This window comes from Prescottella sp. R16 (genome assembly GCF_030656875.1).
Taxonomy (GTDB): Bacteria; Actinomycetota; Actinomycetes; order Mycobacteriales; family Mycobacteriaceae; genus Prescottella.
Genome location: NZ_CP130943.1, coordinates 795,986 through 818,671 on the forward strand (window position 1 = coordinate 795,986; position 22,686 = coordinate 818,671).

Here is a 22,686-nt window from a genome sequence, read left to right on the forward strand (position 1 = left end):
GTCAGACGTCGGTGACGAGATCCTTCTCCGTGAGATCGGTGGCCTCCAGTGCCGATTCGAGTGTGTCGTGCCGGAAGACCGCGGTCACCTGATCGTGCACGACGCGAAACGACGTCCCCACCGTCCGCGACTCGCCCGCGGTCGACGCCCGGGACAACTGTTCTTCGACCACGACGACCCCGTCGTGCACGAACATCCGGCCGGGAACCAGGGTAAGCCCCGCCCCCGCCCCCGTGGCCGCCCACTCCCGCAGTGCCGTCAACCCCTGTGCGGCCCCCTCGGCACCGCCGATCTCGATGTCGTCGCTCGACAGTTCGAGCAGCGTCTCGATATCCGAATCGTTGAGGGCATCGTGCCACGCGAGGACAGTGGCGATCTCCGAGATACGCATGCGACAACGCTAGTCAAAACCGGCGTGCGCGGCACGGTTACACACCCGAATTCGGCTATGGATATGATGGGCGCGCCCGACTGCCTCCTTAGCTCAGTGGTAGAGCACTCGCCTTGTAAGCGAAAGGTCGTCAGTTCAATCCTGACAGGGGGCTCCGAACACACGTGTGGCCCCGCGACATTGCGGGGCCACAGTGCATTCTCGGACGGGTCAGGACCCGAGCGAACCCGACGAGCCGTTCAGTGAACCGAACAGCGTGCTCAGGGAACCGAACAGGTCCAGCGATCCCAGTGAGCCGAGGGAACTCGACTCCGGGTCCTCGAGTGCGAAGTTCGTGGTGCAACCGTTGAACGTCACCTCGTCGACGAGAGTCGAGGTCGCTGCGGCGCCCGTGCCGATACCCACGCCGTAGTGGTCGACGACGGCGTCGGGGTTCGCGGCCGCGATCGAGGCGAGCGAGACCGGCACCCGGTTCTGGGCGCCCGCGATGTTCGACGTGCTCCACCACAAGCCGTCCTCGAGTGCGGCGTTCGTGACACCGGTAGTGGCGTCGGCCCCGCCGTTGTAGGTGGCCTCCCACACCAGCGTCGTGAAGCCGTTCACGGGGTGCGTCGTGTTGTCGGTGGTGCCGGTCAGGCGCAACTGGAACGCCGCGATCGAGTTGCCGGCCCGCTTCTCGGCGAACGCGATGTCCTCGGTGATCGCGTCGGAGAGCTCGATGCCTCCGGCCTCGTGGTAACTCACGGACCGATCGGTGGGGCCGTCCACTCTCAGTTCGAGTGAGCCGTCGTCGTCGAACACGGTGTCGGCGGTGTAGAACGCGTCCTGCCCCAGCTCGTCGTCGAACGGGATGCCCCACCCGTTCGGAGTGTCCTCGGTGGACAGGGCCGAGCACGTGAACCCTCCGCTGGAGCCGGAGGATCCGCCGGACGAACCCGGATCGAGCGATCCGAGAGATCCGGGCGCGGCACCGGCCGCAGCCGGAAGGACGAGGGCTGCGGCACCGAGAAGTGCTGCAGCGGAACCGATCCGGAAAGCATTCTTCGACATACTTCGTTCACCTCGCTGGGAGAGACGGACACGGTCCGGCGTCCCGTCGGCACGTGAGCGGCCACCCGGGAAGCCGTCGAGCGTGCAGCGCCGACACTGTCGAGAAGAATCTTTTCGACGCCACCCCCTGGGGCCCCCGATGCGGACCCAGGCGTCGTCGCAGATCGAGAAGCGACGGTGACGAGGCTAGGCAATCGGGGGAACCCGGACGTGCGAAACAGTCGGTTTTCACCCGGAAAGGGTGAGAGGGCCGTCAGCGGGTGCGGTGGACCCGCACGACGGAGTCGTGGATCGTCGTCTCGTGGTCGCCGTGCATCACGGTGCGCGACGTGGCCGTGGCCGTGTCGACGGTCCATTCGGTCGAATCGAGCAGGGCCACAACCTCGTCCGGGGTGAAGAACAGTTCCGGTCGGGGCGGGCGCGGGACATCGGTGTCGAGGTCGGACGGGTGGTGCCCGACGATCAGCAGGGTGCCGCCGGGGGCGACGAGGTCGGCGAGCCGGGTGAACAGCACCTCGCGCTGCCCGGACGGCAGGTGCACGTACTGCGACGTCACCAGGTCGTAGCGGTCGGCGTCCGGTCCCCAGGCGAGGAGGTCCGCGGCCTCCCACGTGATCCGTCCGGCCAGGTCGCCGGCCTCGGCCGAGTGCTCGGCGGCCCGTTCGATCGCCACGTGCGACAGGTCGATGCCGTGCACCGTCCAGCCCTGCCGGGCGAGCCAGATCGCGTCGGCGCCCTCGCCACAGCCGACGTCGAGGGCGGTGCCGGGCGTCAGGCCCGTCACCTCGGTCACCAGGGTGGAGTTGGGGTTGCCGCTCCACAGGCGGTGGCTCGACCGGTAGCGGTCGTTCCAGAAGTTTTCGTCGAGGATCTCGGGCAGTTCGGTCATCGGTTGTCTCCCTTCGGGTTCCGGGACCGCTGGGCGGTCACGGCGAGTTCGGTGTCCTCGGTGACGAGGTCGTTGTTGATTGCGACGGCGGCGAGGGCGGCACCGGCGGTCGCGCCGATCACCTGCGCCTTGACGTCGGTGACGTTGCCGGCAGCCCACACGCCCGGCACCTTCGTCGCGCCGAACTGGTCGGCCGGAACGTACCGGCCGCCGGACACCGGTTCGAGTTCGGTGTCCAGTCCCAGCGACGTCAGGGCGTCGACGTTCGCGACGAATGTCGGCGCCACGACGAGCGCCTCGCGGTCCACGGCGGTGCCGTCGGCCAGACGCACCCCGATGAGTCGGTCGTCGGTGACGGTCAGCGACTCCACCCGGCCCGGGACGATCCGGATGCCGCGGGCCTCGAGCCGTTCGCGTTGCCAGGCGTCCGGTTCGGGCCCGGTGTGCTGCAGCAGGACGACGTCGTCGGTCCACTGTCGGAACAGGAGTGCCTGGTGCACGGACATCGGGCCGGTGGCCAGCACGCCGACCGGCCGGTCGGAGATCTCCCAGCCGTGGCAGTACGGGCAGTGCAGTACGTCCCGGCCCCAGCGGTCCCGCAGGCCGGGAACGTCGGGGAGTTCGTCGGTCAGCCCGGTCGCCACCAGCAGGCGCCGGGCCCGCACCGCCCGCCCGTCGGCGAGGGTCACGGTGAATCCGTCCCCGGTGCGGCGGGCATCGGTCACGGCGGCGTCGACGATGTGCCCGCCGTAGCGGCGCACCTCGTCGCGGCCGATCGCGGTCAGTTCGGCGGGCGGCAGGCCGTCGCGGGTCAGGAAGCCGTGGACCCCCTCGGCCGGCGCGTTGCGGGGTGCACCCGCGTCGGTCACCAGCACGGTCCGTCGGGACCGGGCCAGCATCAGGGCGCCCTCGAGTCCCGCGGCGCCACCGCCGATCACCACGACGTCGTAGTTCTCCACCGGTTCGTCGCTCATGTGTCGTCCCCTCTCTCGTCCGGTCACCCACCCTGCCGACCACCCGGGCAATTTGGCAAGGAATATTGCCGAAGTGGCAAACTGGGGTGATGGACGACACCGACAGGATTCTCGACGCGGTCGGCCCCCGACTGCGGGCCCTGCGGCAGGTGCGGAGCGTGACACTCGCGGACCTGTCCGCCGACACCGGGATCTCGGTGAGCACGCTGTCCCGGCTCGAATCGGGACAGCGCAAGCCGAACCTGGAACTACTGCTGCCGCTCGCGCGGGCGTACGGGGTGCCGCTCGACGAACTGGTCGGCGCACCACCGACGGGGGACCCGCGGATCCATCTCAAACCCGTGACGCACGGTGGCCGGACGATCGTGCCGCTCACCCGGCGCCCGGGTGGCATCCAGGCCTACAAGCAGGTACTGCCCGGTGTCACGCGGCCCCAGGTGCCGGACCTGCGGGTCCACGAGGGCTACGAGTGGCTGTACGTCCTCGACGGCCGGTTGCGGCTCGTGCTCGGTGAACGAGACCTGGTGCTGACACCCGGTGAGGTCGCCGAGTTCGACACCCGACTGCCGCACTGGTTCGGTGCCGCCGGACCGGAGCCCGTCGAATTCCTGGGGCTGTTCGGTAGGCAGGGGGAACGCGCCCACATCCGGGCGCGTTCGGCAGGGGAGTGAGGCCGGTCAGGCCGGACCGAGTGAGATGTCGGGGCCGCCGCGGCCGCCGCTCTTGAGCCAACGTCCGGGCAGGCGTCCGGCGAGATCGCCGAGCGGACCGACTGCGGCACTGAGGATTCCGACGGTCTCCTGCAGCAGGTCGACGCTCGTGCTGAGCCGCTGCAGGTTCGGGGCCACCGAGGTCAGCGTCTCGGAGAGGGCCACGATCTGGTCGAGCGGGCCGCCCTCGGCGATGAGTCGTTCGAACGCGCCGTTCTCGGCGAGCAAGGTGTCGAGGATGCCGTTCTCGGCGAGTGCCTTGTCGACGATGCCGTCCTTCGCGGTGAGCCGTTCGACGGCACCGTCCGCCGCGGTGAGCCGTTCGAGCGGCCCGTCCTCGGCAGTGAGCCGGTCCAGCAGGCCGCCGGGGGCGAGCAGCCGCTCGAGGGGTCCGTTCTCGGCGAGGACCCGGTCGAGAGGGCCGTCCTCGGCGAGGACCCGGTCGAGCGGCCCACCCGGGGCGAGAACCCGCTCGAGCGGTCCGCCCGACTCGAACAGGCGCTCGAGAGTGCCGCCCTCGGAGGTGAGCCGATCGACGACGCCACCCGGTGCGAGCAGCCGGTCCAGCGGTCCGCCCGGTGCCAGTGCCTGCCCGAGCGGACGCTCGTCGGACGCCAGTGCGGCGAGTTGCTGGACCAGTTGCAGCGGCCCCTTGGGGTTGGCCAGGGTCGCGGCGCTCACCCCGGTGACCGCACTGCTCGACAGGGCCAGCCTCGTCGTCGTCAGTGCGGTCTCGGCGACGCCCAGCGCGGTGTCGGCGACCGCGAGGCCGAAACGGATCGGAGCGGTGATCGCGAACCCCAGGTTCATTCGCTCACTGTAACCCGCGCCACACAGGTAACTGTCAGTGCAGTGCTTTCAGGCCGATCACGCAGCCCACAATGCCGAGGATCAGCAGAATCTTCACGATCGACGCACTTTCGGTGCCGGTGATCATCGCGAAGGCGACGGTCAGCGCCGCGCCGATGCCGACCCACACCGCGTACGACGTTCCTGTCGGCAGGGTGCGCATCGCGTACGCGAGACCGGCCATGCTCACCAGCAGGCCCACACCGAACACGATCGAGGGGACGGGACGGGTGAATCCAGCGGATCGGCCGAGGGCGGTGGCCCACACGGCCTCGAGGACACCGGACAGAACGAGAACGATCCAGGCCATGACGAGTCGCCTCCACTGCACCGTCTTGTCGCGGGCCGGGTACGGTGCGCTCGTCCGGGTGTCGATCGACGGGTACGAGCGTACCGGATCCGGTTTCACAGCGACCTCCCAGGCGATCCCCAGCCGGAGGTCAGGACGGTGGGAGATTCTGGTGGGGTGAACGAGAACCCGCAGGCCCGGATCCTCATCGTCGACGACGAACCGACCCTGGTGGAGTTGCTGTCGGTCAGCCTGCGGTTCCAGGGATTCGTCGTCGAGACCGCTGCCGACGGCGCCGAGGGACTCGACAAGGCCCGCGGCTTCCGGCCCGACGCGCTGATCGTCGACGTCATGATGCCCGGCATGGACGGGTTCGGGATGCTGCGCCGGTTGCGCGCCGACGGCGTCACTGCGCCGGTCCTGTTCCTCACCGCACGGGACACGGTGGAGGACAAGGTGACCGGGCTGACCATCGGTGCCGACGACTACGTCACCAAACCGTTCAGCCTCGAGGAGGTGGTGGCCCGGCTGAGGGTGATCCTGCGCCGTGCCGGCCGCGGCGACACCGACGACCGGCAGGCCCGGATACGGTTCGCGGACATCGAACTCGACGACGACACCCGTGAGGTGTGGAAGGCGGGCGAACCGGTGTCGTTGTCGCCCACCGAGTTCACGCTCCTGCGCTACTTCATGGTCAACGCCGGCACCGTGCTGAGCAAGCCCCGCATCCTCGACCACGTGTGGCGCTACGACTTCGGCGGTGAGGTCGGCGTCGTCGAGTCGTACGTCTCGTACCTGCGCCGCAAGATCGACACCACCGAGCCGCGGCTGATCCACACGCTGCGCAGTGTCGGCTACGTCATGCGCGAACCGAGGTAGGGGGCGTCGCCGATGACACGTCTGCGCCGGCTGCCGCTGCGGGTCGCACTCGTCGCGGCACTGCTGTTGCTGGCCGGGGCCGGGCTGCTCGCATCGGGCGTCGCGGTGACGTCGGCGATGGAGCGCTCGCTCCTCGACCGCACCGACCAGCAGCTGTCCGACGCCGCCCACGGATGGGCGAAGCCGCGGATCGCGGCACCGTTGGCCCCGCCCGGGCCGGGGCGTCCACCCAGCCCGTTCTTCGTCCGGATCACCGATCCGGACGGCACCGTCCGGATCGAGATCGACGACGAGAACACGTATGCCACACCGGAAATCGTGAACACACCGGGTCCGGTGACCGTCGGATCGACGGGTGGTGACGGGCCGCGCTGGCGAGAACTCACGGTCACGACCCCGGCCGGGACGACGACGGTCGCGGTCCGGCTCACCGACATCGACGAGACCGTCGATCGACTGGTCGCGCTGCAACTCGGTATCGGCGCCGTCGTGCTCGTCGTCCTGGGATTCGGTGCGTACGTCGTGGTGCGCCGCAGCCTGCGGCCGCTCCGTGAGGTCGAGGAGACTGCGGCCCGGATCGCGGCCGGCGACCTGCACCGGCGGGTCCCGGAACGCGACGAGGGCACCGAGGTGGGGCGTCTGTCGTCCGCGCTCAACGGGATGCTCACGCAGATCCAGTCGGCGTTCGCGGCGACCGCCGCCTCCGAGGAGTCGGCACGCCGATCCGAGGAACGGATGCGCCGCTTCGTCGCCGACGCCGGCCACGAACTGCGCACCCCGCTCGCCACGATCCGCGGGTTCGCCGAGCTGTACCGGCAGGGTGCGTCGACGGACACCGACATGGTGGTACGCCGGATCGAGGACCAGGCCACCCGGATGGGGCTGCTCGTCGAGGACCTGCTGCTGCTCGCCAGGATGGACGCCCAGCGGCCCCTCGATCGGGTGCCCGTCGACCTGCTGGCGATCGCAGCCGACGCCGTCCACGACGCCCGCGCGCTCGCACCGCAGCGGCGGATCACCCTGGAGTTCCTGCCGGATTCGGAGCCGGCCGAGGTGATCGGCGACGACGCCCGGCTACGGCAGGTGGTCGGCAACCTCGTCGGGAACGCGATCGAGCACACTCCCGCAGACACGGCGGTGACCGTGCGGGTGGGCACCACGGGCCCGGACGCCGTCGTCGAGGTGTCCGACACCGGGCCGGGCCTCGCCGACGCCGACGCCGCCCGCGTGTTCGAACGCTTCTACCGCACCGACGCCTCCCGGACCCGCACGTCCGGCGGGTCCGGGCTGGGGCTGTCGATCGTCGCGGCCATCGTCGCGGCGCACGGCGGCACCGTCACCGTCGACAGCGCGCCCGGCGCGGGCGCGACGTTCCGGGTGCGGCTGCCTCGGACGTGACCGGCCGGGTCAGGCGGGAACGTGCTCGCCGTCGCCGAGTTCGCGCAGCGCGGCCTTGATCTTCGACGCGGCCTCGTCGAGGGATTCCGCCGACGGGTTCGGATCGGCACCCGAGATGTCGAAGTTGCCCATGCTGTACGCCGGGAAGACGTGCATGTGCAGGTGCGGCACTTCCAGGCCCGCGATCAGGAAACCGGCGCGCGGTGCGTCGAACGCCTGCCGGACCGCGCGCGCGATCCGCCGGGAGACCGCGGTGCACTTGTCGAACAGTTCCCCGTCGACGTCCTGCCACTGGTCGACCTCCTTGCGGGGCACGACGAGCGTGTGACCCTGGGTCACCGGCGCGATGGTGAGGAAGGCGACGACGTCCTCGTCCTCCCAGACGAAGCGTCCCGGCAGGTCGCCGGCGATGATGGCGCTGAACACTGAAGGCATACGGCGAGGATAGGTGCCCGCGCGACGGTGTGACGGCCGGGCATCGGAGGTGTGCGCGGTCCCCGAGGAAAATCACGGATCGGAGGACAAGGGCGCCTCCTTCGGGTAACACTGTGTGGCGATCGCCACATTCGGTCGGGGGGACCAACGACTACCACCGAGGGAAGTGCTGTGTCCGTAATTTCGTCGCGTCGTGTCCGTGTTCTCGTATCGTCCGCCGCAGCCGCCGCGGTGGTGGGCCTCGCGCTGCCCGGTGCCGCGCACGCCGAATCGTCGCTCGACATCGTCGATGCGCTGTCGCCGACCACTCTCGTCAACGGGGCGCTGTCGATGGTCGGCGGCTGTCAGACCGCGAGCCGGGACCTGATCGTCTCGTGCACCAAGCTCGAGACGCTGACCACCCAGATCCCCGTCATGCTCGCCGTCAACCCGTTCACCACCAACATCGTCGTGCTGGGGGCCGGGCTGTTCCCCGACGGCACCATGCGTCCCGTCCTCGAATCGCGCCTGGAGGCGGCACTGCAGCTGGCACAACGCTTTCCGATCACCCCGATCGTCGTCTCCGGCGGTGTGCCGCAGTCCGGGGTCACCGAGGCCCGCGCGATGCGCGAGTGGCTCGTCGCCCGCGGCGTTCCCGCCATCCGGATCACCGAGGAGGGCACGTCCCGCTCCACCGTCGAGAACGCGGCCAACACGAGCGCGATCCTCGCGCAGCGCGGGGCGACCGGTGCCGTCGTCGTCACCAGCCCCGACCATCTGCAACGCGCGATGATCGACTTCCGGGTCGCGCTCGGCGGGAACATGCCGATCGCCGGCGTCGTCGCCCCGTACTGACAGCTGCTCGCAGCCCGGCACCGGCATACCGCCTCGACCCCGGAAGTGGGGTGCGGCTCCCCGTGGTTCCGTCGCGGGGGCCCATCCCTTCAACGCGGTCGACGGTGTCACGCTCTCCGACCTGACGCGGTGACCGGACAGATCCTCCGAACCGGGCTACCCTCGAGATGAGGCACGCCGTGGTCGTGCATGCCGAAAGCGATTGCGCACCAGTTCGTTCGGTGTGCAATCACTGCATGTCCCGACGACGTCTGCCGACGCTGCACAGTCGGCGTTTTCGAGTGACGGTTTCGAGTGACCAGGTGGTGAACGGCCGTATGGCTTTGGCGGAGGACGTGTACACGACCCGGGTCTCGGGTGCACCGCGGGTGATCGATCGCCCGGACCCGGTGTTCTGGGGAGAGGCCCGCAGTGCGGAGTACACGGATTTCGAGCGACGGGGATTCCTGCAGCGGGAAGGCGTGATCGGGGAGGCCGACATCGCGACCTGTCTCGCCGAGATCGACCGGATCCGAAAGGATCCGGCGTTGCGTGGGGACGAACGTATCGTCCGTGAGGACGGCAGCGACGAGATCCGCTCGATCTTCGACATCCTCGAACTCAGTGACGCGGTCCGTGGCGTCGTGGCGGCGTCGGGGGCCTACGACATCGCCCGCGACATCCTCGGCTCGGACGTGTACGTCCATCAGAGCCGGCTCAACTACAAGCCGGGTTTCCAGGGCGGAGCCTTCTACTGGCACTCGGATTTCGAGACGTGGCACGCGGAGGACGGGATGCCGCGGCCGCGCGCGGTGAGTGCATCGATCGCGCTCACCCGCAACACCGAATACAACGGGCCGCTCATGATCATGCCCGGGACGCAGCATCACTTCGTGCAGTGCGCCGGCGCCACCCCCGACGACTTCTACCGGGAGTCGCTGGTGACGACGATGCCGCGGATCGGGGTGCCCGACGAGGACGTCATCACCGACATGTGGCACCGGCACGGCATCGAAGTGCTCACCGGCGGTGCCGGATCGATGACGATGTTCGACTGCAACGCCCTGCACGCGTCCGGTGGCAACATCTCGCCGATGCCGCGCGCCAATGTGTTCGTGGTGTTCAACAGTGTCGAGAACGTGATCCGGGAACCGTTCGCCGGCTCCGCGCCGCGACCGGGGTTCCTGGCGAAGCGTCCACACTGACCAGGCGGGCCGTCGGGGCGCCCGGGCCGGGGCCGTTAGGCTGGCACCCGTGCGCGTACTCGTGATCGGCTCCGGAGCCCGTGAACATGCCCTCCTGTTGGCCCTCGCCCGTGACCCGGGCGTCGACAAGCTGATGTGTGCCCCCGGCAACGCCGGGATCGCCCGCATCGCCGAGACCCATGCGGTCGACGTCGCGTCCGGCGACGCCGTCGTCGAGCTCGCGAAGTCGCAGGCCGCGGACCTGGTCGTCATCGGCCCCGAGGTGCCGCTGGTGCTCGGTGTCGCCGACGCCGTCCGCGCCGCGGGCATCGCATGCTTCGGTCCGTCCGCCGCGGCCGCCCGCATCGAGGGCTCGAAGGCGTTCGCCAAGGACGTCATGGCCGCCGCCGGTGTGCGCACCGCGCACGCCGAGGTCGTCGACAACCCGGCCGACCTCGATGCCGCCCTCGACCGTTTCGGCCCCAACTGGGTCGTCAAGGACGACGGACTGGCCGCCGGTAAGGGCGTCGTCGTCACCACCGACCGGGCCGCAGCCCGCGCGCACGCCGCCGAGTGCCTCGAGATCGGGCACCCGGTGCTGCTCGAGTCGTTCCTCGACGGCCCCGAGGTGTCCCTGTTCTGCCTGGTCGACGGCGAGACCGTCGTCCCGTTGCTGCCCGCGCAGGACCACAAGCGGGTCGGCGACGGCGACACCGGCCCCAACACCGGCGGCATGGGCGCCTACACGCCGCTGCCGTGGCTGCCCGCCGACGCCGTCACCCAGATCGTCGACGAGGTGTGCAAGCCCGTCGCCGCCGAGATGGCGAAGCGGGGCTGCCCGTTCACCGGTCTGCTGTACGCGGGCCTCGCAATGGGTGCGAACGGCCCCGCCGTCGTCGAGTTCAACTGCCGTTTCGGAGACCCCGAGACGCAGGCCGTGCTGGCGCTGCTCGAGTCGCCGCTCGGCGAGGTCCTCCATGCTGCCGCGACCGGCACGCTCGCCTCGGTTCCGCCGCTGCAGTGGAAGGACGGGGCGGCGGTCACCGTCGTCCTGGCCGCCGAGAACTACCCGGCCACCCCGCGCACCGGCGATGTGATCACCGGGTCCGAGGCCGAGCGTGTCCTGCACGCCGGCACCAAGTCCCGCGAGGACGGCGCGATCGTCTCCGCCGGCGGCCGGGTCCTGAGCGTCGTCGGTGTCGGCGCCGACCTCACCGAGGCCCGCGAGGACGCGTACGCCCGCCTGGGCGAGATCACCCTGCCGGGCGGGCACTTCCGCAGCGACATCGGTCTCGCCGCGGTCGAGGGCCGGATCGGTATCCCGACAGCCGGGTAACGGCCCCATATTCTCGACGAACGGTGCGGTGTTCTCCCAGTGTGAACCGGAGAACACCGCACCGTTTCCGTATTCGGGTGCCGGTCGGGTCCGTCGACCACGCTCGTCGGTGTCCGTCGCAACGCCGACGGTCCCGGCGATTCGGCGTCTTTCGGTGAATGAAATCTCGAATTGACTAGTCGTGTGCATCTCTTCACACTGCTGCGTGCGCTTGAAGAACTTATGTTCGGATGGCGAACATCAGGTTTCACACGACCAGAGGTTTGACATGACCAGTTCCTCTCCCCGCCTGTCCCGTCGGGCTCTCATCACCGCGTCGCTCACCGTCGCGGGTGCATCCGCACTGGCCGCCTGCACCAAGAGTGATCCCGAAGTGGCCCCGGCCGCCGTTGCGGCGAGTGGGACACCGGAGATCCCGAAGACCGGGCTCGCCCTGGTGACCGTCGGCACCGCGGCCGGACCGTCGGTACGAAGCGCCCGCAACGGCATCGCGACGGCACTCGTCGTCGACGGCAACCTGTACGTCATCGACGCGGGACTGGGCGTCACCCGTGGGGTGTCGGACGCGAAGCTCCCGACGAAGGACCTCAAGGCGATCTTCCTGACCCACCTGCACTCCGATCACATCGGTGAACTGCCGGCGTTCATCATGTGGAACTGGGGGCCGCCGGTGGACGGGCCGACCGAGCCGATCCGCATCGTCGGCCCGGGATCCGCAGGTGAACTGCCGGCCGGATTCCCGACGACGATCAACCCGGCGGTACCCGGCACCCGGGCCACTGTCGACGCCATCCTCGAGGCATACGCGTACGACATCAACATCCGGGTCGTGGACGAGAACCGGCCCCCGCTGAACGAGATGCTGTTGGTCGACGAGATCACACTGCCGGAAGGTGCCTCCGCGAACGGGACGTCGGCACCCGCCATGGAGCCGTTCGAGGTGTACCGCGACGAGCACGTGCGCGTGCTCGCGACGCTGGTCGATCACCCGCCGGTCTTCCCCGCGTACGGTTTCCGGTTCGAGACGAAGTACGGCACCGTCGTCGTCTCCGGTGACACCGCGAAGACCGACAACATGGTGACCCTGTCCGAGGGGGCCGACGTCCTCGTGCACGAGTCGGTGTACCTGCCCTTCTACGAGAAGCAGAACAAGTACAGCCGCGAATTCATCAACCACCTGGCGCAGAGCCACACCACGCCGGAGGAAATCGGCGACATCGCCACCCGGGCAGGGGTGGGCCACGTGGTCCTCTCCCATCTCGCCGGTGTCGCGACCGACGAGGAATGGGCCTCCGGAGTGCGCTCCACCTACTCCGGGAAGGTGACCGTCGCCGCCGACCGTCAGGTGTTCGTGTTCTAGGAGAGCATCCGCCCGGGGCGTGGATCCGGTGGGTGCGGTCCGCCGTCCCCACCGAATTCTCGTTCCCGGGCGCCGTTGCTAGCGTCGAAGACGTGCGTACCGAATCTCAGAGATCCTCCATCCCCGGCTTCCACGTCATGGACGTGTGGAAGGCGGCCACCGAGCGGCAGCGCACCCACGGCGACGTGCTGTCCCTCGCCGCCGGTCAGCCGTCGACGCCCGCGCCGCGGCCCGTGCTGCGGGCCGCGGCAGAGGCGATCGAGGGCCACCTGCTCGGCTACACCGAGACGTTCGGGATCCGGGAACTGCGCGAGGAGATCGCCGGCTACCACAGCCGCCGCTCCGGGATCGACGTGCACGCCGACGAGGTCGTCGTCACCACCGGATCGTCGGGGGCGTTCACGCTGCTGTTCCTGGCCGCCTTCGACGCCGGCGACACCGTCGTCGTCGCACGACCCGGCTATCCGGCGTACCGCAACACATTGAAGGCGCTGGGCTGCAATGTGATCGAGATCGACTGCGGTCCGGAGACCCGGTTCCAGCCGACAGTTGCGATGCTCGAACAGCTGGATGCCCCACCGGCCGGGCTGATCGTCGCGAGCCCCGCCAACCCGACGGGCACCGTCATCGACCCCGTCGAACTCGCGGCCTTGGCCCGCTGGTGCGACGAGCGCGGCACGCTGCTGATCTCCGACGAGATCTATCACGGCATCGAGTTCAGCGCGGAGAGCGGTGACGGCCCGGCGACGGCGTGCGCGTGGGAGACATCGCGGGAGTCCGTCGTCATCGGTTCGGTGTCGAAGTACTTCTCGATGACCGGATGGCGGATGGGCTGGATGCTGGTGCCCGAACACCTGCGTCCGGCGTTGCAGCGGCTCGCGTCGAACATGACGGTGTGCCCGCCCGCGATCTCCCAGTACGCGGCCGTCGCGGCATTCGGCGACGAGTCCCGCACCGAACTAGACGGGCACGTCCAGCGGTACGCGGTGAACCGGGACCTGCTGCTCACAGGGCTGCCGAAGCTCGGCCTCGGCGACCTGGCACCCGCAGACGGCGCGTTCTACGTGTACGCGGACATCGCGCACCTGACCGACGATTCGACGTCGTGGTGTGCGCGCCTGCTCGCCGACACCGGGCTCGCACTCGCCCCGGGCATCGACTTCGACACCGTCCGCGGCGACCACACCGTGCGGCTGTCGTTCGCCGGATCGACCGCCGAGATCCAGGACGCCCTGGTCCGGCTCGAACGATGGCTGCCCACGACCCGGTGACGTTCGGCCGAACCGGTCCGGCGGGGCCGGGCCGGCTGGCACGATGACGGCATGACGTCTGCCGCGACTCCCAAGGGTGAGCGGCGTCGGCGGGCCCTCGCGGCCGCCGCAGCCGACCTGCTGGTCGAGGGCGGCTTCGACGCCGTCAGCCATCGGGCGGTGGCATCGCGGGCACGGCTGCCGCTCGCGTCCACCACCTACTACTTCGGGTCCCTCGACGAACTGGTGGTCGTCGCCGTCGAACTGGTCGGCACCCGGGAACTCGACGCGATGCGCGCCCGCATCGACGACGTCTCGCAGCGCCGTCGGGGCACGGAAGCGACCGTCGACCTCGTCGTCGACCTGCTGGTCGGGTTCGGAAACGACGACGGCGACGCCACGGATCTCGAAGCCGGACGGGAACGGCTGATCGCCCGGTACGAGCGGTTCGTGGCGTGCGCCCGTCATCCCGAGCTGCGGCAGGTGCAGCTGCGGTTGCGGGCCCAACTCGACGACCTGCTCGCCGACGTGCTGCGCCGGTCGGGGCGGATCGTGTGGCCGGATCGGTTGCGCCGCCTCGTTGCCGTCGTCGACGGGGCCGTCGTCGGCGCGCTCGCCGAGGTCGACCCCGATCCGCGGAGGATGGCCCGGGCGATGCTGCTCGACCTGATCGACGACCTGGCCCCACCGACCATGCACTGACGGAGGCGCCTCGAATCCGCCGGTAGACTGAGGTCTCGTGAGCCGCATCCCGAATGTCCTTGCCAACCGTTACGCCAGCCCCGCACTGAAGGAGCTGTGGTCGCCGGAGCACAAGATCGTGCTCGAGCGTCAGCTGTGGCTGGCGGTGCTGAAGGCGCAGGCGGAACTCGGAATCGACGTCCCCGCCGAGGCGGTCGCAGACTACGAGCGCGTCCTGCACCAGGTGGACCTCGACTCGATCGCCGACCGGGAGCGGGTCACCCGCCACGACGTCAAGGCCCGCATCGAGGAGTTCAACGCCCTCGCCGGCCACGAACACGTCCACAAGGGCATGACCAGCCGCGACCTCACCGAGAACGTCGAGCAGCTGCAGGTGCTCCGTTCGCTCGAGCACGTCCACGCGCACGGCATCGCGATCGCCGCTCGCCTCGCCGAGCGGGCCGCCGAGTACACCGGCATCGTGATGGCCGGCCGCTCCCACAACGTCGCCGCGCAGGCCACCACCCTCGGCAAGCGGTTCGCGTCCGCCGCCGACGAGATGCTCGTCGCCCTCACCCGCGTGCAGGAACTGATCGACCGCTACCCGCTGCGCGGCATCAAGGGCCCGATGGGCACCGCGCAGGACATGCTCGACCTCCTCGACGGTGACGCCGCCAAGCTCGAACAGCTCGAGGCGAAGGTCGCCGCGCACCTCGGCTTCGCGCACGTGTTCACCAGCGTCGGCCAGGTGTACCCGCGCTCCCTCGACCACGACGTGCTGTCCGCGCTCGTGCAGGTGGGTGCCGCGTCGTCGTCGATGGCGCACACCATCCGCCTCATGGCCGGCCACGAACTCGTCACCGAAGGCTTCCAGCCCGGCCAGGTCGGCAGCTCGGCGATGCCGCACAAGATGAACACCCGCTCGTGCGAGCGCGTCAACGGCCTGCAGGTGGTGCTCCGCGGCTACGCGTCGATGGCCGCCGAACTCGCCGGCGCGCAGTGGAACGAGGGCGACGTGTTCTGCTCCGTCGTCCGCCGTGTCGCGCTGCCCGACGCGTTCTTCGCGATCGACGGCCAGACCGAGACGTTCCTGACGGTGCTCGCCGAGTTCGGCGCCTACCCGGCCGTCATCGAGAACGAGCTCACCCGCTACCTGCCGTTCCTCGCCACCACCAAGGTCCTCATGGCGGCCGTCCGCGCCGGGGTCGGACGCGAGACCGCACACGAGGCCATCAAGGAGCACGCCGTCGCCGTCGCCCTCGCGATGCGCGAGGAAGGCAAGGAGCCGAACCTGCTCGACCGCCTCGCCGCCGACGACCGGCTGCCGCTCGACCGCGCCGCACTCGACGAGGCCCTCGCCGACCGGACCGCGTTCGTCGGTGCCGCCGGTGCACAGGTCGACTCCGTCGTCGCCGAGGTGCAGAAGCTCGTCGACGCCAACCCGGAGGCTGCCCGCTACACGCCGGGCGCGATCCTCTAGGGTTCACCGACCCCCGAACGGGAGTTCACGGCACGCCGCCGGACACAGGGTGTGCGGTGGACTCCCGTTCGTGATTTCGGAGGGTGGGTCAGCAGTCGTCGGAGGTGAGCTTGCCGAGGATCCGGCCGAGTTCGGCGCGATCGTGGTCGTCGAGCGGGGCGAAGAAGTCGGCGGCCTGGGCGTCGCGGGCGGCGGACATCTCGTCGAGCAGCTTGCGACCGGTATCGGTGAGCCGGACGCACACGGCCCGACGATCTACACCGTCGGCGACGCGTTCGACGAGGTCACGTTTCTGCAGGCGGTCCACGACCTCGGTTGCCGATCGGGGCGCGATGCGCAGCGCCTTCGCGACGTCGCCGAGCCGGGGGCGGCCGTCGGCCTCGCGGTCGATCACGCGCAGCGCGCGGAACTCGTGCGGGGACAGCTCCCACGGTTCCAGGGCGGTGAACCAGCGTCGGCGCAGCCCCCGCGATGTGGACATCACGAGGTCGCGCAGTTGCTCGGCCGATACCTCCGTCATGTTGTCGGAGTCTACCTCATTTGACAGCTACCTCATGTTGAGGCAACCTCAGCAATAGTCTTGCCCCGACATCGACAGAGGGGTGGCCAGTAGCTGTTGTTTTAGTTGTCTTTGACGCGCTCTAGTGCTCTATAGTGTTCATATGAACCTGAAGGAATGGGCGGCGTCCCAGGGTGTCGCGTACGTGACGGCACGCCGTCAGTACGCGGCTGGGACGTTGCCCGTTCCGACTTATCGGCTCGGTCGGCTCATCATGGTGGGTACGCCCCTGGATGCTCCTTCCGTCGAGAAGGTCGGGCAGACCGTGGTGTATGCACGGGTTTCTTCATCGGATCAGCGGGAGGATTTGGACCGCCAGGTGGCTCGGGTCACTTCGTGGGCAACTTCCCGCGGGCTGTCCGTGTCCGGTGTGGTCACCGAGGTTGGATCCGCGTTGAACGGTCACCGAGGCCGCCTGCTCGCCCTGTTGAAAGACCCCGACGTCTCCACGATCGTGGTGGAGCATCGGGATCGGTTCGCCCGGTTCGGAGCCGATTACGTGGAGGCCGCCCTGCAAGCGCAGGGTCGGGAGCTTCTGGTCATGGACCCGTCCGAGGTCGACGACGACCTGGTGCGGGACGTCACCGAGATTCTTACGTCGCTGTGCGCCCGGTTGTACGACCGCAGGTCGGCCGCACACAGGGCGCAGCGTGCAGTCCGGGCCGTGACCGAGGACAGGGACGAGACGTGATCCGCGCCTACCTGTTCGCGCTGAACCCCACCGAGTCCCAGGTGGAGCAGTTCCGGTCGCACTGCGGCGCACAACGGTTCGCCTACAACTGGGCGTTGGCACAGGTGAAAGCGAACTGGAACCAGCGCAAAGCTGAGGAGTCCTACGGGATCACCGAGACCGACCGGATCCCGTGGATCAACACCTCCGCCTACAGCCTGCGGAAAGCCTGGAACCAGGTGAAGGGCGAGGTTGCGCCGTGGTGGGTGGAGAACAGCAAGGAGGCGTATGCCTCCGGCTGCGCGAACCTGGCGACTGCGCTCGGCAACTGGCGCGACGGTCGGGCCCGGATGCCCCGGTTCAAGTCGAAACGCGACCGCCAGTCGTGCCGGTTCACCACCGGGGCGTTCGGGCTCGGCCGTGATCGTCGGCACGTGAAGCTGCCGCGGATCGGTGAGGTCTGCACCCTGGAGTCGACCCGCAAGCTCGCCCGCAAGGTTGAGGCCGGCACTGCACGGATCATGTCGGTCACCCTGTCGTATCAGCGTGGACGCTGGCATGTGTCGTTCTCTGTCGAGTTGCCCGATCCCGAGCCCGCACCGCGTTCGGGTGGCCGGGTCGTCGGTGTCGACCTGGGTATCAAGACGCTGGCAACGCTGTCGACCGGGGAACAGATTCCGAACCCTCGCCGGCTGATCGCCGCGCAGCAGCAGCTACGGCGGGCGCAGCGGGTCATGTCGCGTCGGCGAGGCCCTGACCGGCGGAGTGGACAGGTGCCGTCGAACCGGTGGCGCAAGGCGCAGGAACGGGTTGAGTGTCTGCATACGCGGGTCGCCAATCAGCGGCGGGATTACGCACACAAGTTCACCAGCAGGCTGGTCGACGAGTTCGACACGATCGCAATCGAGGATCTGCATGTCGCTGGCATGGTGCGTAACCGGCGTCTCGCACGGCATATCGCGGATGCCGGGTGGGGTGAGATCCGCCGGCAACTCGACTACAAGACTTCGGCCGCTGGTGTGCGGCTGATCGTGGCAGACCGGTGGTTTGCCTCCAGTAAGACCTGTTCCGGCTGCGGCACAGCGAAAGCCAAGCTGATGCTGTCGGAACGGACGTATGCGTGTGCGGCGTGTGGCCTGGTGTTAGACCGGGACCACAACGCCGCACTGAACCTGGCTGCGCTTGCGGCAGTCGACACCGCACAGTTGGTGCGGGAGCAGCCCGACGGAACTTGTGTCAGACCCGGCATCACGCCGGGCAGCGAGATCGCCGCGGGACGAGTCTCAGACTCAACCCCACCTCGCGAGAGAGTGGGTGCCCGGTAATGACTGCTAAAGACCCCTACCAGGCAACGGTGGTTGCATGACAAGCCCGTTCCACGGCGGACCCGGTGGGCGCCCGACGCGCGCCCGCAAGGTCGATCCCGCCGATCGTGCTCAGCTCGAGGATTCCCCGGTGAGCCTGCGCCGCATCGGTGCGCTGTTCGCGCCGTACCGGTGGCAGGTCTTCGTGGTGATGGCTCTGATCGTCGTCTCGTCCGCAGTCTCGCTGGCCAACCCGTTCCTCGTCCGAGAGGTCATCGACCGGGCGATCCCGCAGCAGAACGTGCCCGTCCTGGTGTGGTGTGTGCTCGGCATGCTCGCGGTCACCATCGCGAGCTCGGTGTTCGGGGTGATCCAGACCTGGATCTCGACGACCGTCGGGCAACGGATCATGCACGGTCTGCGCACCCGGGTGTTCACGCACCTGCAGCGGCAGTCGCTCGGGTTCTTCACCCGCACCCGCGGCGGCGAGATCCAGTCGCGGCTCACCAACGACATCGGCGGCATGCAGACCGTGGTCACGTCGACGGCGACGTCGATCGCGTCCAACGTCACGACCGTCGTCGGCACGGTGATCGCGATGGCCGTGCTCAGCTGGCGGCTGTCGTTGCTGTCGCTGATCGTGCTGCCACCAGCGATCTGGCTCACCCGCAAGGTCGCGCTGATGCGGCGCGAGATCACCGCGCAGCGGCAGAAGGCGCTGGCGGACATGCAGACCCAGATCGAGGAAGGCCTGTCGATCAGCGGCGTGCAGTTGGGCAAGACGCTCGGGGCCGGCCCGGCGATGGCGGAGCGGTTCGCCGAGACATCCACGCGGCTGGTCGATCTCGAGGTCCGCTCCCAACTGTCCGGACGGTGGCGGATGGCGACGATGAGCATCGTCTTCTCCGCCATCCCGGCACTGCTGTACCTCGCGGCCGGGCTGCCCGCGACGTCGGGCGGCATGACGATCGGCACATTGGTCGCGTTCACCGGACTGCAGACGACGCTGTTCCGGCCGCTCATGGGCCTGCTCGACGTCGGTGTGTCCGTGACCAGTTCGCTCGCGCTGTTCAGCCGCATCTTCCAGTACCTCGATCTGCCGGTGGAGATCGACGATCCCGAACGCCCCACATCAATGCCGCGCGAACGAGTCGACGGTGCGGTGCGATTCGACGGCGTCGGGTTCCGCTACGAGAACGCCGACCGGGACGCGCTCGCCGACGTCACGATCGACGTGCCCGCCGGATCGTCGCTCGCGCTGGTCGGTGAAACCGGCTCCGGCAAGACCACTCTGGCGTCGCTGGTGGCGCGTCTGCACGATCCGACGTCGGGTCGGGTGACGATCGACGGTGTGGACCTGCGCGACATCCGGCTCGCCGAGCTGTCCGAACTGGTGGGTGTCGTGTCGCAGGAGACATATCTGCTGCACGCGACGATCCGGGAGAACCTGCGGCACGCGCGCCCGGAGGCGTCGGATGTGGAGATCGAGGATGCGGCGCGGGCCGCGCAGGTGCACGAGCTGATCGCGTCGCTGCCCGACGGCTACGACACCGTCGTCGGCGCGCGCGGCCACCGGTTCTCCGGCGGTGAGAAGCAGCGCCTCGCGATCGCGCGAACCCTGCTGCGGGACCCGCGGATCCTGGTGCTCGACGAGGCGACGAGTGCGCTCGACAACGAGACCGAGCGGGCCGTGCAGGCCGCGCTCGACATTGTCAGCCGCGGCCGGACCACGATCACGATCGCGCACCGTCTCTCGACGATCCGGGACGCCGATCAGATCGCGGTCCTCGACCACGGCCGGGTCGCCGAGCGCGGCACCCACGAGGAGTTGCGCACGCTCGGCGGCCGCTACGCCGCGCTACTCGCGCGAGGCCGCGACGCCGGCCCGGCGGCCGAAGAAGGTGCCGTCACCGAGCGAGGTGCCACTGATGTAGCCCCACGAGTGCAGGCCCGACGTCGCGCGTCCGGCCGCGAAGAGGCCGGGGATCGCGTTTCCGTCGAGGTCTAGGACCCGGCCGTCGACGGTGGTGCGCAGGCCACCGATGGTGAACACCTCGGCGCCGCCACCGCCGGTGACGCCGTCGCCGTACTCCGGCGGGGCCATACCGCGCTGGACGTCGATGGCCGCGAACGGCGACTGCAGCGGCCGCAGCCAACGCGACGACTTACGGAAGTACGGGTCCTCGCCGTGCTCGGCGAACCGGTTGTACTCGCCGACCGTGTTCTGCAGGGCGCCCTCCGGCATCCCGATCTCGCGTTCGAGTTCCTCGAGGGTCTCGGCGACGAAATGCGGTTGCACACCCCACCGCTCGTCGACCGGGACCTCCTCGTAGGCCTGCTCGTCGAGGATCACCCACACCTTCAGGTTGTGCTTGAACAGTGCGGCCTGACCGACGAGGCCGGGGTAGACGTCCTCGTTGATGAAGCGCCGACCCATGCTGTCGACGATCATGCCGCGCACCATCATTGCCGGCACCAGCGAGATGCCGACCTGGCCCGCGGACATGTGCTTGACCGCCGCGCCGACGGCCTGCGCCATCACGATGCCGCGGCCGTCGTCGCCGCCGTCGCTGTTGACGCCCAGGCCCACCAGTTGCGGCGCGTGCTGCGCGAGCATTTCCTTGTTGTCGGCGAAGCCGCCGGTCGTGATGACCACGCCGCGTCGGGCCCGGTAGGTGACGGTGTCGTTGAAGTGCCGGGCCACGACGCCGACGACGCGGCCGTCCTCGACGATCAGGCGTAGTGCGGTGGTGTCGGTGTGGACGGCGATGTCGGTCTTCGCGACCTCCTCTCTCAGTACCGCCATCAGTACCTTGCCGCCGAACCCGTCCGAGGTGACACGGTGGCCGCGCGGGGCCGGCTCGGCGATCTCGTAGAACGGATAGGCGTTCTCGCCCATCCACATCAGGCCGTCGTCGGTGGGCGGCACCCACGTCGGGGAATCCCACAGCGACGGCTTGAACGGCACACCGTGATCGACGAGCCACTGGTAGTGGGCGACGCTCTCGCGGCTGTAGAGGCCCACCTTCTCCTGATCGGCGTCCGGGCCGAGCGCGGCGAGCAGGAACTTCTCCATCTCCTCGGCGGTGTCGGTGAACCCGCACGCCTCCTGGATCGGGGTGCCGCCACCGAGATACATCTCGCCCCCGGACAGCGCCGACGAACCGCCGCCACCGCTCTGCCGCTCGAGCAGGACCACGTCGGCGCCCGCGGCGTCGGCCTCGAGCGCGGCCGACGCACCGGCGCAGCCGTAGCCGATGACCAGAACGTCGGTCTCGTGGTCGAACGCGCCGACCGACGCCACATCGAGCGGGGTCGTGGGAATGGGTGTACTCATGCGGAACTCCTGTCGTCGGAACCGAATGTGGTGCCCGTCACCGTAGGAACGGGCCGGTGTCGGGGAGAAGAGGTGCGCTCGGTGGGCGGGACGATCCGTCCTCGAGCCGAACTCTGTGACCGGCCCGGCCCGGGCACTACTCTGCAGACCAGGTCGGGGAAAACGCCGAAAGGGGCGGAATGTCGTACGTGTCGGTGGAACAGCGGCGCACGGATCTGATCGCGGCGGCGATCCGGGTGATGTCGGAGGCCGGACTGGCCGCCACGAGCACCCGGGCGATCTGCGCCGAGGCCGGTATGCCGCAGAGCGTGTTCCACTACTGCTTCGCGTCCAAGGACGATCTGCTGCGCGAACTCACCCGTCAGGTGATCGCGACCCAACTGGACCGGGTGGCCGGGTATGCGATCCCGGGAGCGGACGTCGAGGACGCGGTCCGGGCCGCCCTCGTCACCATCTGGCGGCACGCGGTCGCCGAGCCGGGTCGGCAGCTCGCACTCAACGAACTGACCGTCGCCGCCGTCCGGGCCGCGGACCGCAGCGACCTCGCGGCATGGCAGTACCGTTCGTACTACGAGGCGGCCGGCACGTTCCTGAACCGGATCGCGGAGGCCGCCGAAATCGAATGGGGTGTACCGGTTCCGGTGCTCTCCCGGCTGATCATCTCGAGCCTCGACGGGCTGATCCTCGGGCACCTCGTCGACAAGCGGACCGAATCCGCGGAGGCTGCCATCGGGGCGTTCGCGAAGATGATCGCCGGCCTCGCCGTCGCACCGGTCACCGTGTCCGACATCTCGACGCCGCGACACGAACACCCCGCACAGGCCTCGAATCGGTAACGTTCCGGCATT

General features: G+C 69.2%; 22 protein-coding genes, 1 tRNA gene, 1 pseudogene and 1 riboswitch. Of the genes and pseudogenes, 15 read left to right on the top strand and 9 right to left on the bottom strand.

Annotated features, from left to right (window positions below):
* Position 1: 1 nt before the first annotated feature.
* Positions 2–391, bottom strand: coding sequence for a nuclear transport factor 2 family protein (locus Q5696_RS03690; protein ID WP_305093881.1), 390 nt, complete (start codon positions 389–391; stop codon positions 2–4).
* 82 nt (positions 392–473) lie between these two features.
* On the opposite strand from Q5696_RS03690, the gene Q5696_RS03695 reads away from it, so the two are divergent.
* Positions 474–545 (top strand) — tRNA-Thr (locus Q5696_RS03695).
* Positions 546–601: 56 nt separating this feature from the next.
* Here Q5696_RS03695 and Q5696_RS03700 read toward each other — a convergent pair.
* The 3 genes from Q5696_RS03700 to Q5696_RS03710 all read right to left on the bottom strand — a co-directional run bounded on the left by Q5696_RS03700 (position 602) and on the right by Q5696_RS03710 (position 3,304).
* Complete coding sequence (locus Q5696_RS03700; protein WP_305093882.1) at positions 602–1,441, bottom strand: hypothetical protein; 840 nt, start codon at positions 1,439–1,441, stop codon at positions 602–604.
* 253 nt (positions 1,442–1,694) lie between these two features.
* A complete protein-coding gene (locus tag Q5696_RS03705) occupies positions 1,695–2,330 on the bottom strand; it encodes an SAM-dependent methyltransferase (RefSeq protein WP_305093883.1) in 636 nt (211 codons plus the stop codon).
* On the bottom strand, positions 2,327–3,304 hold the full coding sequence (locus Q5696_RS03710) for an NAD(P)/FAD-dependent oxidoreductase (RefSeq protein WP_305093884.1): 978 nt from the start codon (positions 3,302–3,304) through the stop codon (positions 2,327–2,329). Before Q5696_RS03710 ends, Q5696_RS03705 begins: the two co-directional genes overlap by 4 nt.
* An 89-nt stretch (positions 3,305–3,393) precedes the next feature.
* On the opposite strand from Q5696_RS03710, the gene Q5696_RS03715 reads away from it, so the two are divergent.
* A complete protein-coding gene (locus Q5696_RS03715; protein ID WP_305093885.1) occupies positions 3,394–3,975 on the top strand; it encodes a helix-turn-helix domain-containing protein in 582 nt (193 codons plus the stop codon).
* A gap of 6 nt (positions 3,976–3,981) precedes the next feature.
* Here Q5696_RS03715 and Q5696_RS03720 read toward each other — a convergent pair whose 3' ends face one another.
* Both Q5696_RS03720 and Q5696_RS03725 read right to left on the bottom strand, forming a co-directional pair.
* Entirely contained in the window at positions 3,982–4,824 is an 843-nt protein-coding gene (locus Q5696_RS03720; protein WP_305093886.1) for an ABC transporter, read from the bottom strand.
* 34 nt (positions 4,825–4,858) lie between these two features.
* Positions 4,859–5,173, bottom strand: coding sequence for a DMT family transporter (locus tag Q5696_RS03725; RefSeq protein WP_305093887.1), 315 nt, complete (start codon positions 5,171–5,173; stop codon positions 4,859–4,861).
* A gap of 14 nt (positions 5,174–5,187) precedes the next feature.
* Positions 5,188–5,248: riboswitch (guanidine-III (ykkC-III) riboswitch) on the bottom strand.
* 63 nt (positions 5,249–5,311) lie between these two features.
* Here Q5696_RS03725 and Q5696_RS03730 point away from each other — a divergent pair.
* Positions 5,312–6,031 (top strand): response regulator transcription factor, encoded by a 720-nt coding sequence (locus tag Q5696_RS03730; RefSeq protein WP_305093888.1) that lies wholly within the window; start codon positions 5,312–5,314, stop codon positions 6,029–6,031.
* 12 nt (positions 6,032–6,043) lie between these two features.
* On the top strand, positions 6,044–7,429 hold the full coding sequence (locus Q5696_RS03735) for a sensor histidine kinase (protein WP_305093889.1): 1,386 nt from the start codon (positions 6,044–6,046) through the stop codon (positions 7,427–7,429).
* A 9-nt stretch (positions 7,430–7,438) separates the two neighbouring features.
* On the opposite strand, the gene Q5696_RS03740 is transcribed toward Q5696_RS03735, so the two are convergent.
* Positions 7,439–7,864 carry an HIT family protein gene (locus Q5696_RS03740; protein ID WP_305093890.1) on the bottom strand — a complete coding sequence of 142 codons (426 nt, stop codon included), beginning with the start codon at positions 7,862–7,864 and terminating at the stop codon, positions 7,439–7,441.
* A 171-nt stretch (positions 7,865–8,035) separates the two neighbouring features.
* Between Q5696_RS03740 and Q5696_RS03745 the strand changes: the two genes are divergently transcribed.
* From Q5696_RS03745 to purB, 7 genes are all read left to right on the top strand, one after another.
* Positions 8,036–8,698 (top strand): YdcF family protein, encoded by a 663-nt coding sequence (locus Q5696_RS03745; RefSeq protein WP_305093891.1) that lies wholly within the window; start codon positions 8,036–8,038, stop codon positions 8,696–8,698.
* Between the two features lie 317 nt (positions 8,699–9,015).
* On the top strand, positions 9,016–9,882 hold the full coding sequence (thpD, locus tag Q5696_RS03750) for an ectoine hydroxylase (RefSeq protein WP_305095124.1): 867 nt from the start codon (positions 9,016–9,018) through the stop codon (positions 9,880–9,882).
* A gap of 49 nt (positions 9,883–9,931) precedes the next feature.
* Entirely contained in the window at positions 9,932–11,197 is a 1,266-nt protein-coding gene (gene purD, locus Q5696_RS03755) for a phosphoribosylamine--glycine ligase (protein ID WP_305093892.1), read from the top strand.
* 268 nt (positions 11,198–11,465) lie between these two features.
* Complete coding sequence (locus Q5696_RS03760; protein ID WP_305093893.1) at positions 11,466–12,557, top strand: MBL fold metallo-hydrolase; 1,092 nt, start codon at positions 11,466–11,468, stop codon at positions 12,555–12,557.
* A 92-nt stretch (positions 12,558–12,649) separates the two neighbouring features.
* The gene (locus Q5696_RS03765; protein ID WP_305093894.1) at positions 12,650–13,828 is read left to right on the top strand and encodes a pyridoxal phosphate-dependent aminotransferase; all 1,179 of its coding nucleotides are present in this window, start codon (positions 12,650–12,652) and stop codon (positions 13,826–13,828) included.
* Positions 13,829–13,879: 51 nt separating this feature from the next.
* The gene (locus Q5696_RS03770; RefSeq protein ID WP_305093895.1) at positions 13,880–14,509 is read left to right on the top strand and encodes a TetR/AcrR family transcriptional regulator; all 630 of its coding nucleotides are present in this window, start codon (positions 13,880–13,882) and stop codon (positions 14,507–14,509) included.
* A gap of 37 nt (positions 14,510–14,546) precedes the next feature.
* Positions 14,547–15,968 carry an adenylosuccinate lyase gene (gene purB / locus Q5696_RS03775; protein WP_305093896.1) on the top strand — a complete coding sequence of 474 codons (1,422 nt, stop codon included), beginning with the start codon at positions 14,547–14,549 and terminating at the stop codon, positions 15,966–15,968.
* An 88-nt stretch (positions 15,969–16,056) separates the two neighbouring features.
* Here purB and Q5696_RS03780 read toward each other — a convergent pair whose 3' ends face one another.
* The gene (locus Q5696_RS03780; RefSeq protein WP_305093897.1) at positions 16,057–16,488 is read right to left on the bottom strand and encodes a MarR family winged helix-turn-helix transcriptional regulator; all 432 of its coding nucleotides are present in this window, start codon (positions 16,486–16,488) and stop codon (positions 16,057–16,059) included.
* Between the two features lie 142 nt (positions 16,489–16,630).
* Between Q5696_RS03780 and Q5696_RS03785 the strand changes: the two genes are divergently transcribed.
* From Q5696_RS03785 to Q5696_RS03795, 3 genes are read left to right on the top strand one after another with little or no spacing between them, the layout of a single operon-like run.
* Positions 16,631–17,218 carry an IS607 family transposase gene (locus tag Q5696_RS03785; RefSeq protein ID WP_305093898.1) on the top strand — a complete coding sequence of 196 codons (588 nt, stop codon included), beginning with the start codon at positions 16,631–16,633 and terminating at the stop codon, positions 17,216–17,218.
* Positions 17,215–18,522: an IS607 family element RNA-guided endonuclease TnpB gene (tnpB, locus tag Q5696_RS03790; protein ID WP_305093899.1), complete on the top strand. Its 1,308-nt coding sequence runs from the start codon at positions 17,215–17,217 to the stop codon at positions 18,520–18,522. Before Q5696_RS03785 ends, tnpB begins: the two co-directional genes overlap by 4 nt.
* Before the next feature lie 37 nt (positions 18,523–18,559).
* Positions 18,560–20,509, top strand: a complete 1,950-nt coding sequence (locus tag Q5696_RS03795) for an ABC transporter ATP-binding protein (RefSeq protein WP_305093900.1) — start codon at positions 18,560–18,562, stop codon at positions 20,507–20,509.
* Here the strand turns inward: Q5696_RS03795 and Q5696_RS03800 are convergent.
* Positions 20,426–21,838: pseudogene (locus tag Q5696_RS03800) on the bottom strand (FAD-dependent oxidoreductase); the annotation flags it as partial. The gene Q5696_RS03795 and the pseudogene Q5696_RS03800 overlap by 84 nt on opposite strands.
* Before the next feature lie 179 nt (positions 21,839–22,017).
* Here Q5696_RS03800 and Q5696_RS03805 point away from each other — a divergent pair.
* Complete coding sequence (locus Q5696_RS03805; RefSeq protein WP_305093901.1) at positions 22,018–22,674, top strand: TetR/AcrR family transcriptional regulator; 657 nt, start codon at positions 22,018–22,020, stop codon at positions 22,672–22,674.
* Positions 22,675–22,686: the final 12 nt, after the last annotated feature.

Excerpts from the sequence above, each read along its gene's own strand:
- Q5696_RS03690 (WP_305093881.1), bottom strand. The coding sequence starts at position 391 with ATGCGTATCTCGGAGATCGCCACTGTCCTCGCGTGGCACGATGCCCTC.
- Q5696_RS03735 (WP_305093889.1), top strand. The coding sequence starts at position 6,044 with ATGACACGTCTGCGCCGGCTGCCGCTGCGGGTCGCACTCGTCGCGGCA.
- Q5696_RS03720 (WP_305093886.1), bottom strand. The coding sequence starts at position 4,824 with ATGAACCTGGGGTTCGCGATCACCGCTCCGATCCGTTTCGGCCTCGCG.
- Q5696_RS03725 (WP_305093887.1), bottom strand. The coding sequence starts at position 5,173 with ATGGCCTGGATCGTTCTCGTTCTGTCCGGTGTCCTCGAGGCCGTGTGG.
- Q5696_RS03760 (WP_305093893.1), top strand. The coding sequence starts at position 11,466 with ATGACCAGTTCCTCTCCCCGCCTGTCCCGTCGGGCTCTCATCACCGCG.
- Q5696_RS03700 (WP_305093882.1), bottom strand. The coding sequence starts at position 1,441 with ATGTCGAAGAATGCTTTCCGGATCGGTTCCGCTGCAGCACTTCTCGGT.
- thpD (WP_305095124.1), top strand. The coding sequence starts at position 9,016 with ATGGCTTTGGCGGAGGACGTGTACACGACCCGGGTCTCGGGTGCACCG.
- Q5696_RS03795 (WP_305093900.1), top strand. The coding sequence starts at position 18,560 with ATGACAAGCCCGTTCCACGGCGGACCCGGTGGGCGCCCGACGCGCGCC.
- Q5696_RS03740 (WP_305093890.1), bottom strand. The coding sequence starts at position 7,864 with ATGCCTTCAGTGTTCAGCGCCATCATCGCCGGCGACCTGCCGGGACGC.
- Q5696_RS03770 (WP_305093895.1), top strand. The coding sequence starts at position 13,880 with ATGACGTCTGCCGCGACTCCCAAGGGTGAGCGGCGTCGGCGGGCCCTC.
- Q5696_RS03805 (WP_305093901.1), top strand. The coding sequence starts at position 22,018 with ATGTCGTACGTGTCGGTGGAACAGCGGCGCACGGATCTGATCGCGGCG.
- Q5696_RS03710 (WP_305093884.1), bottom strand. The coding sequence starts at position 3,304 with ATGAGCGACGAACCGGTGGAGAACTACGACGTCGTGGTGATCGGCGGT.
- Q5696_RS03785 (WP_305093898.1), top strand. The coding sequence starts at position 16,631 with ATGAACCTGAAGGAATGGGCGGCGTCCCAGGGTGTCGCGTACGTGACG.
- Q5696_RS03780 (WP_305093897.1), bottom strand. The coding sequence starts at position 16,488 with ATGACGGAGGTATCGGCCGAGCAACTGCGCGACCTCGTGATGTCCACA.
- Q5696_RS03715 (WP_305093885.1), top strand. The coding sequence starts at position 3,394 with ATGGACGACACCGACAGGATTCTCGACGCGGTCGGCCCCCGACTGCGG.
- Q5696_RS03705 (WP_305093883.1), bottom strand. The coding sequence starts at position 2,330 with ATGACCGAACTGCCCGAGATCCTCGACGAAAACTTCTGGAACGACCGC.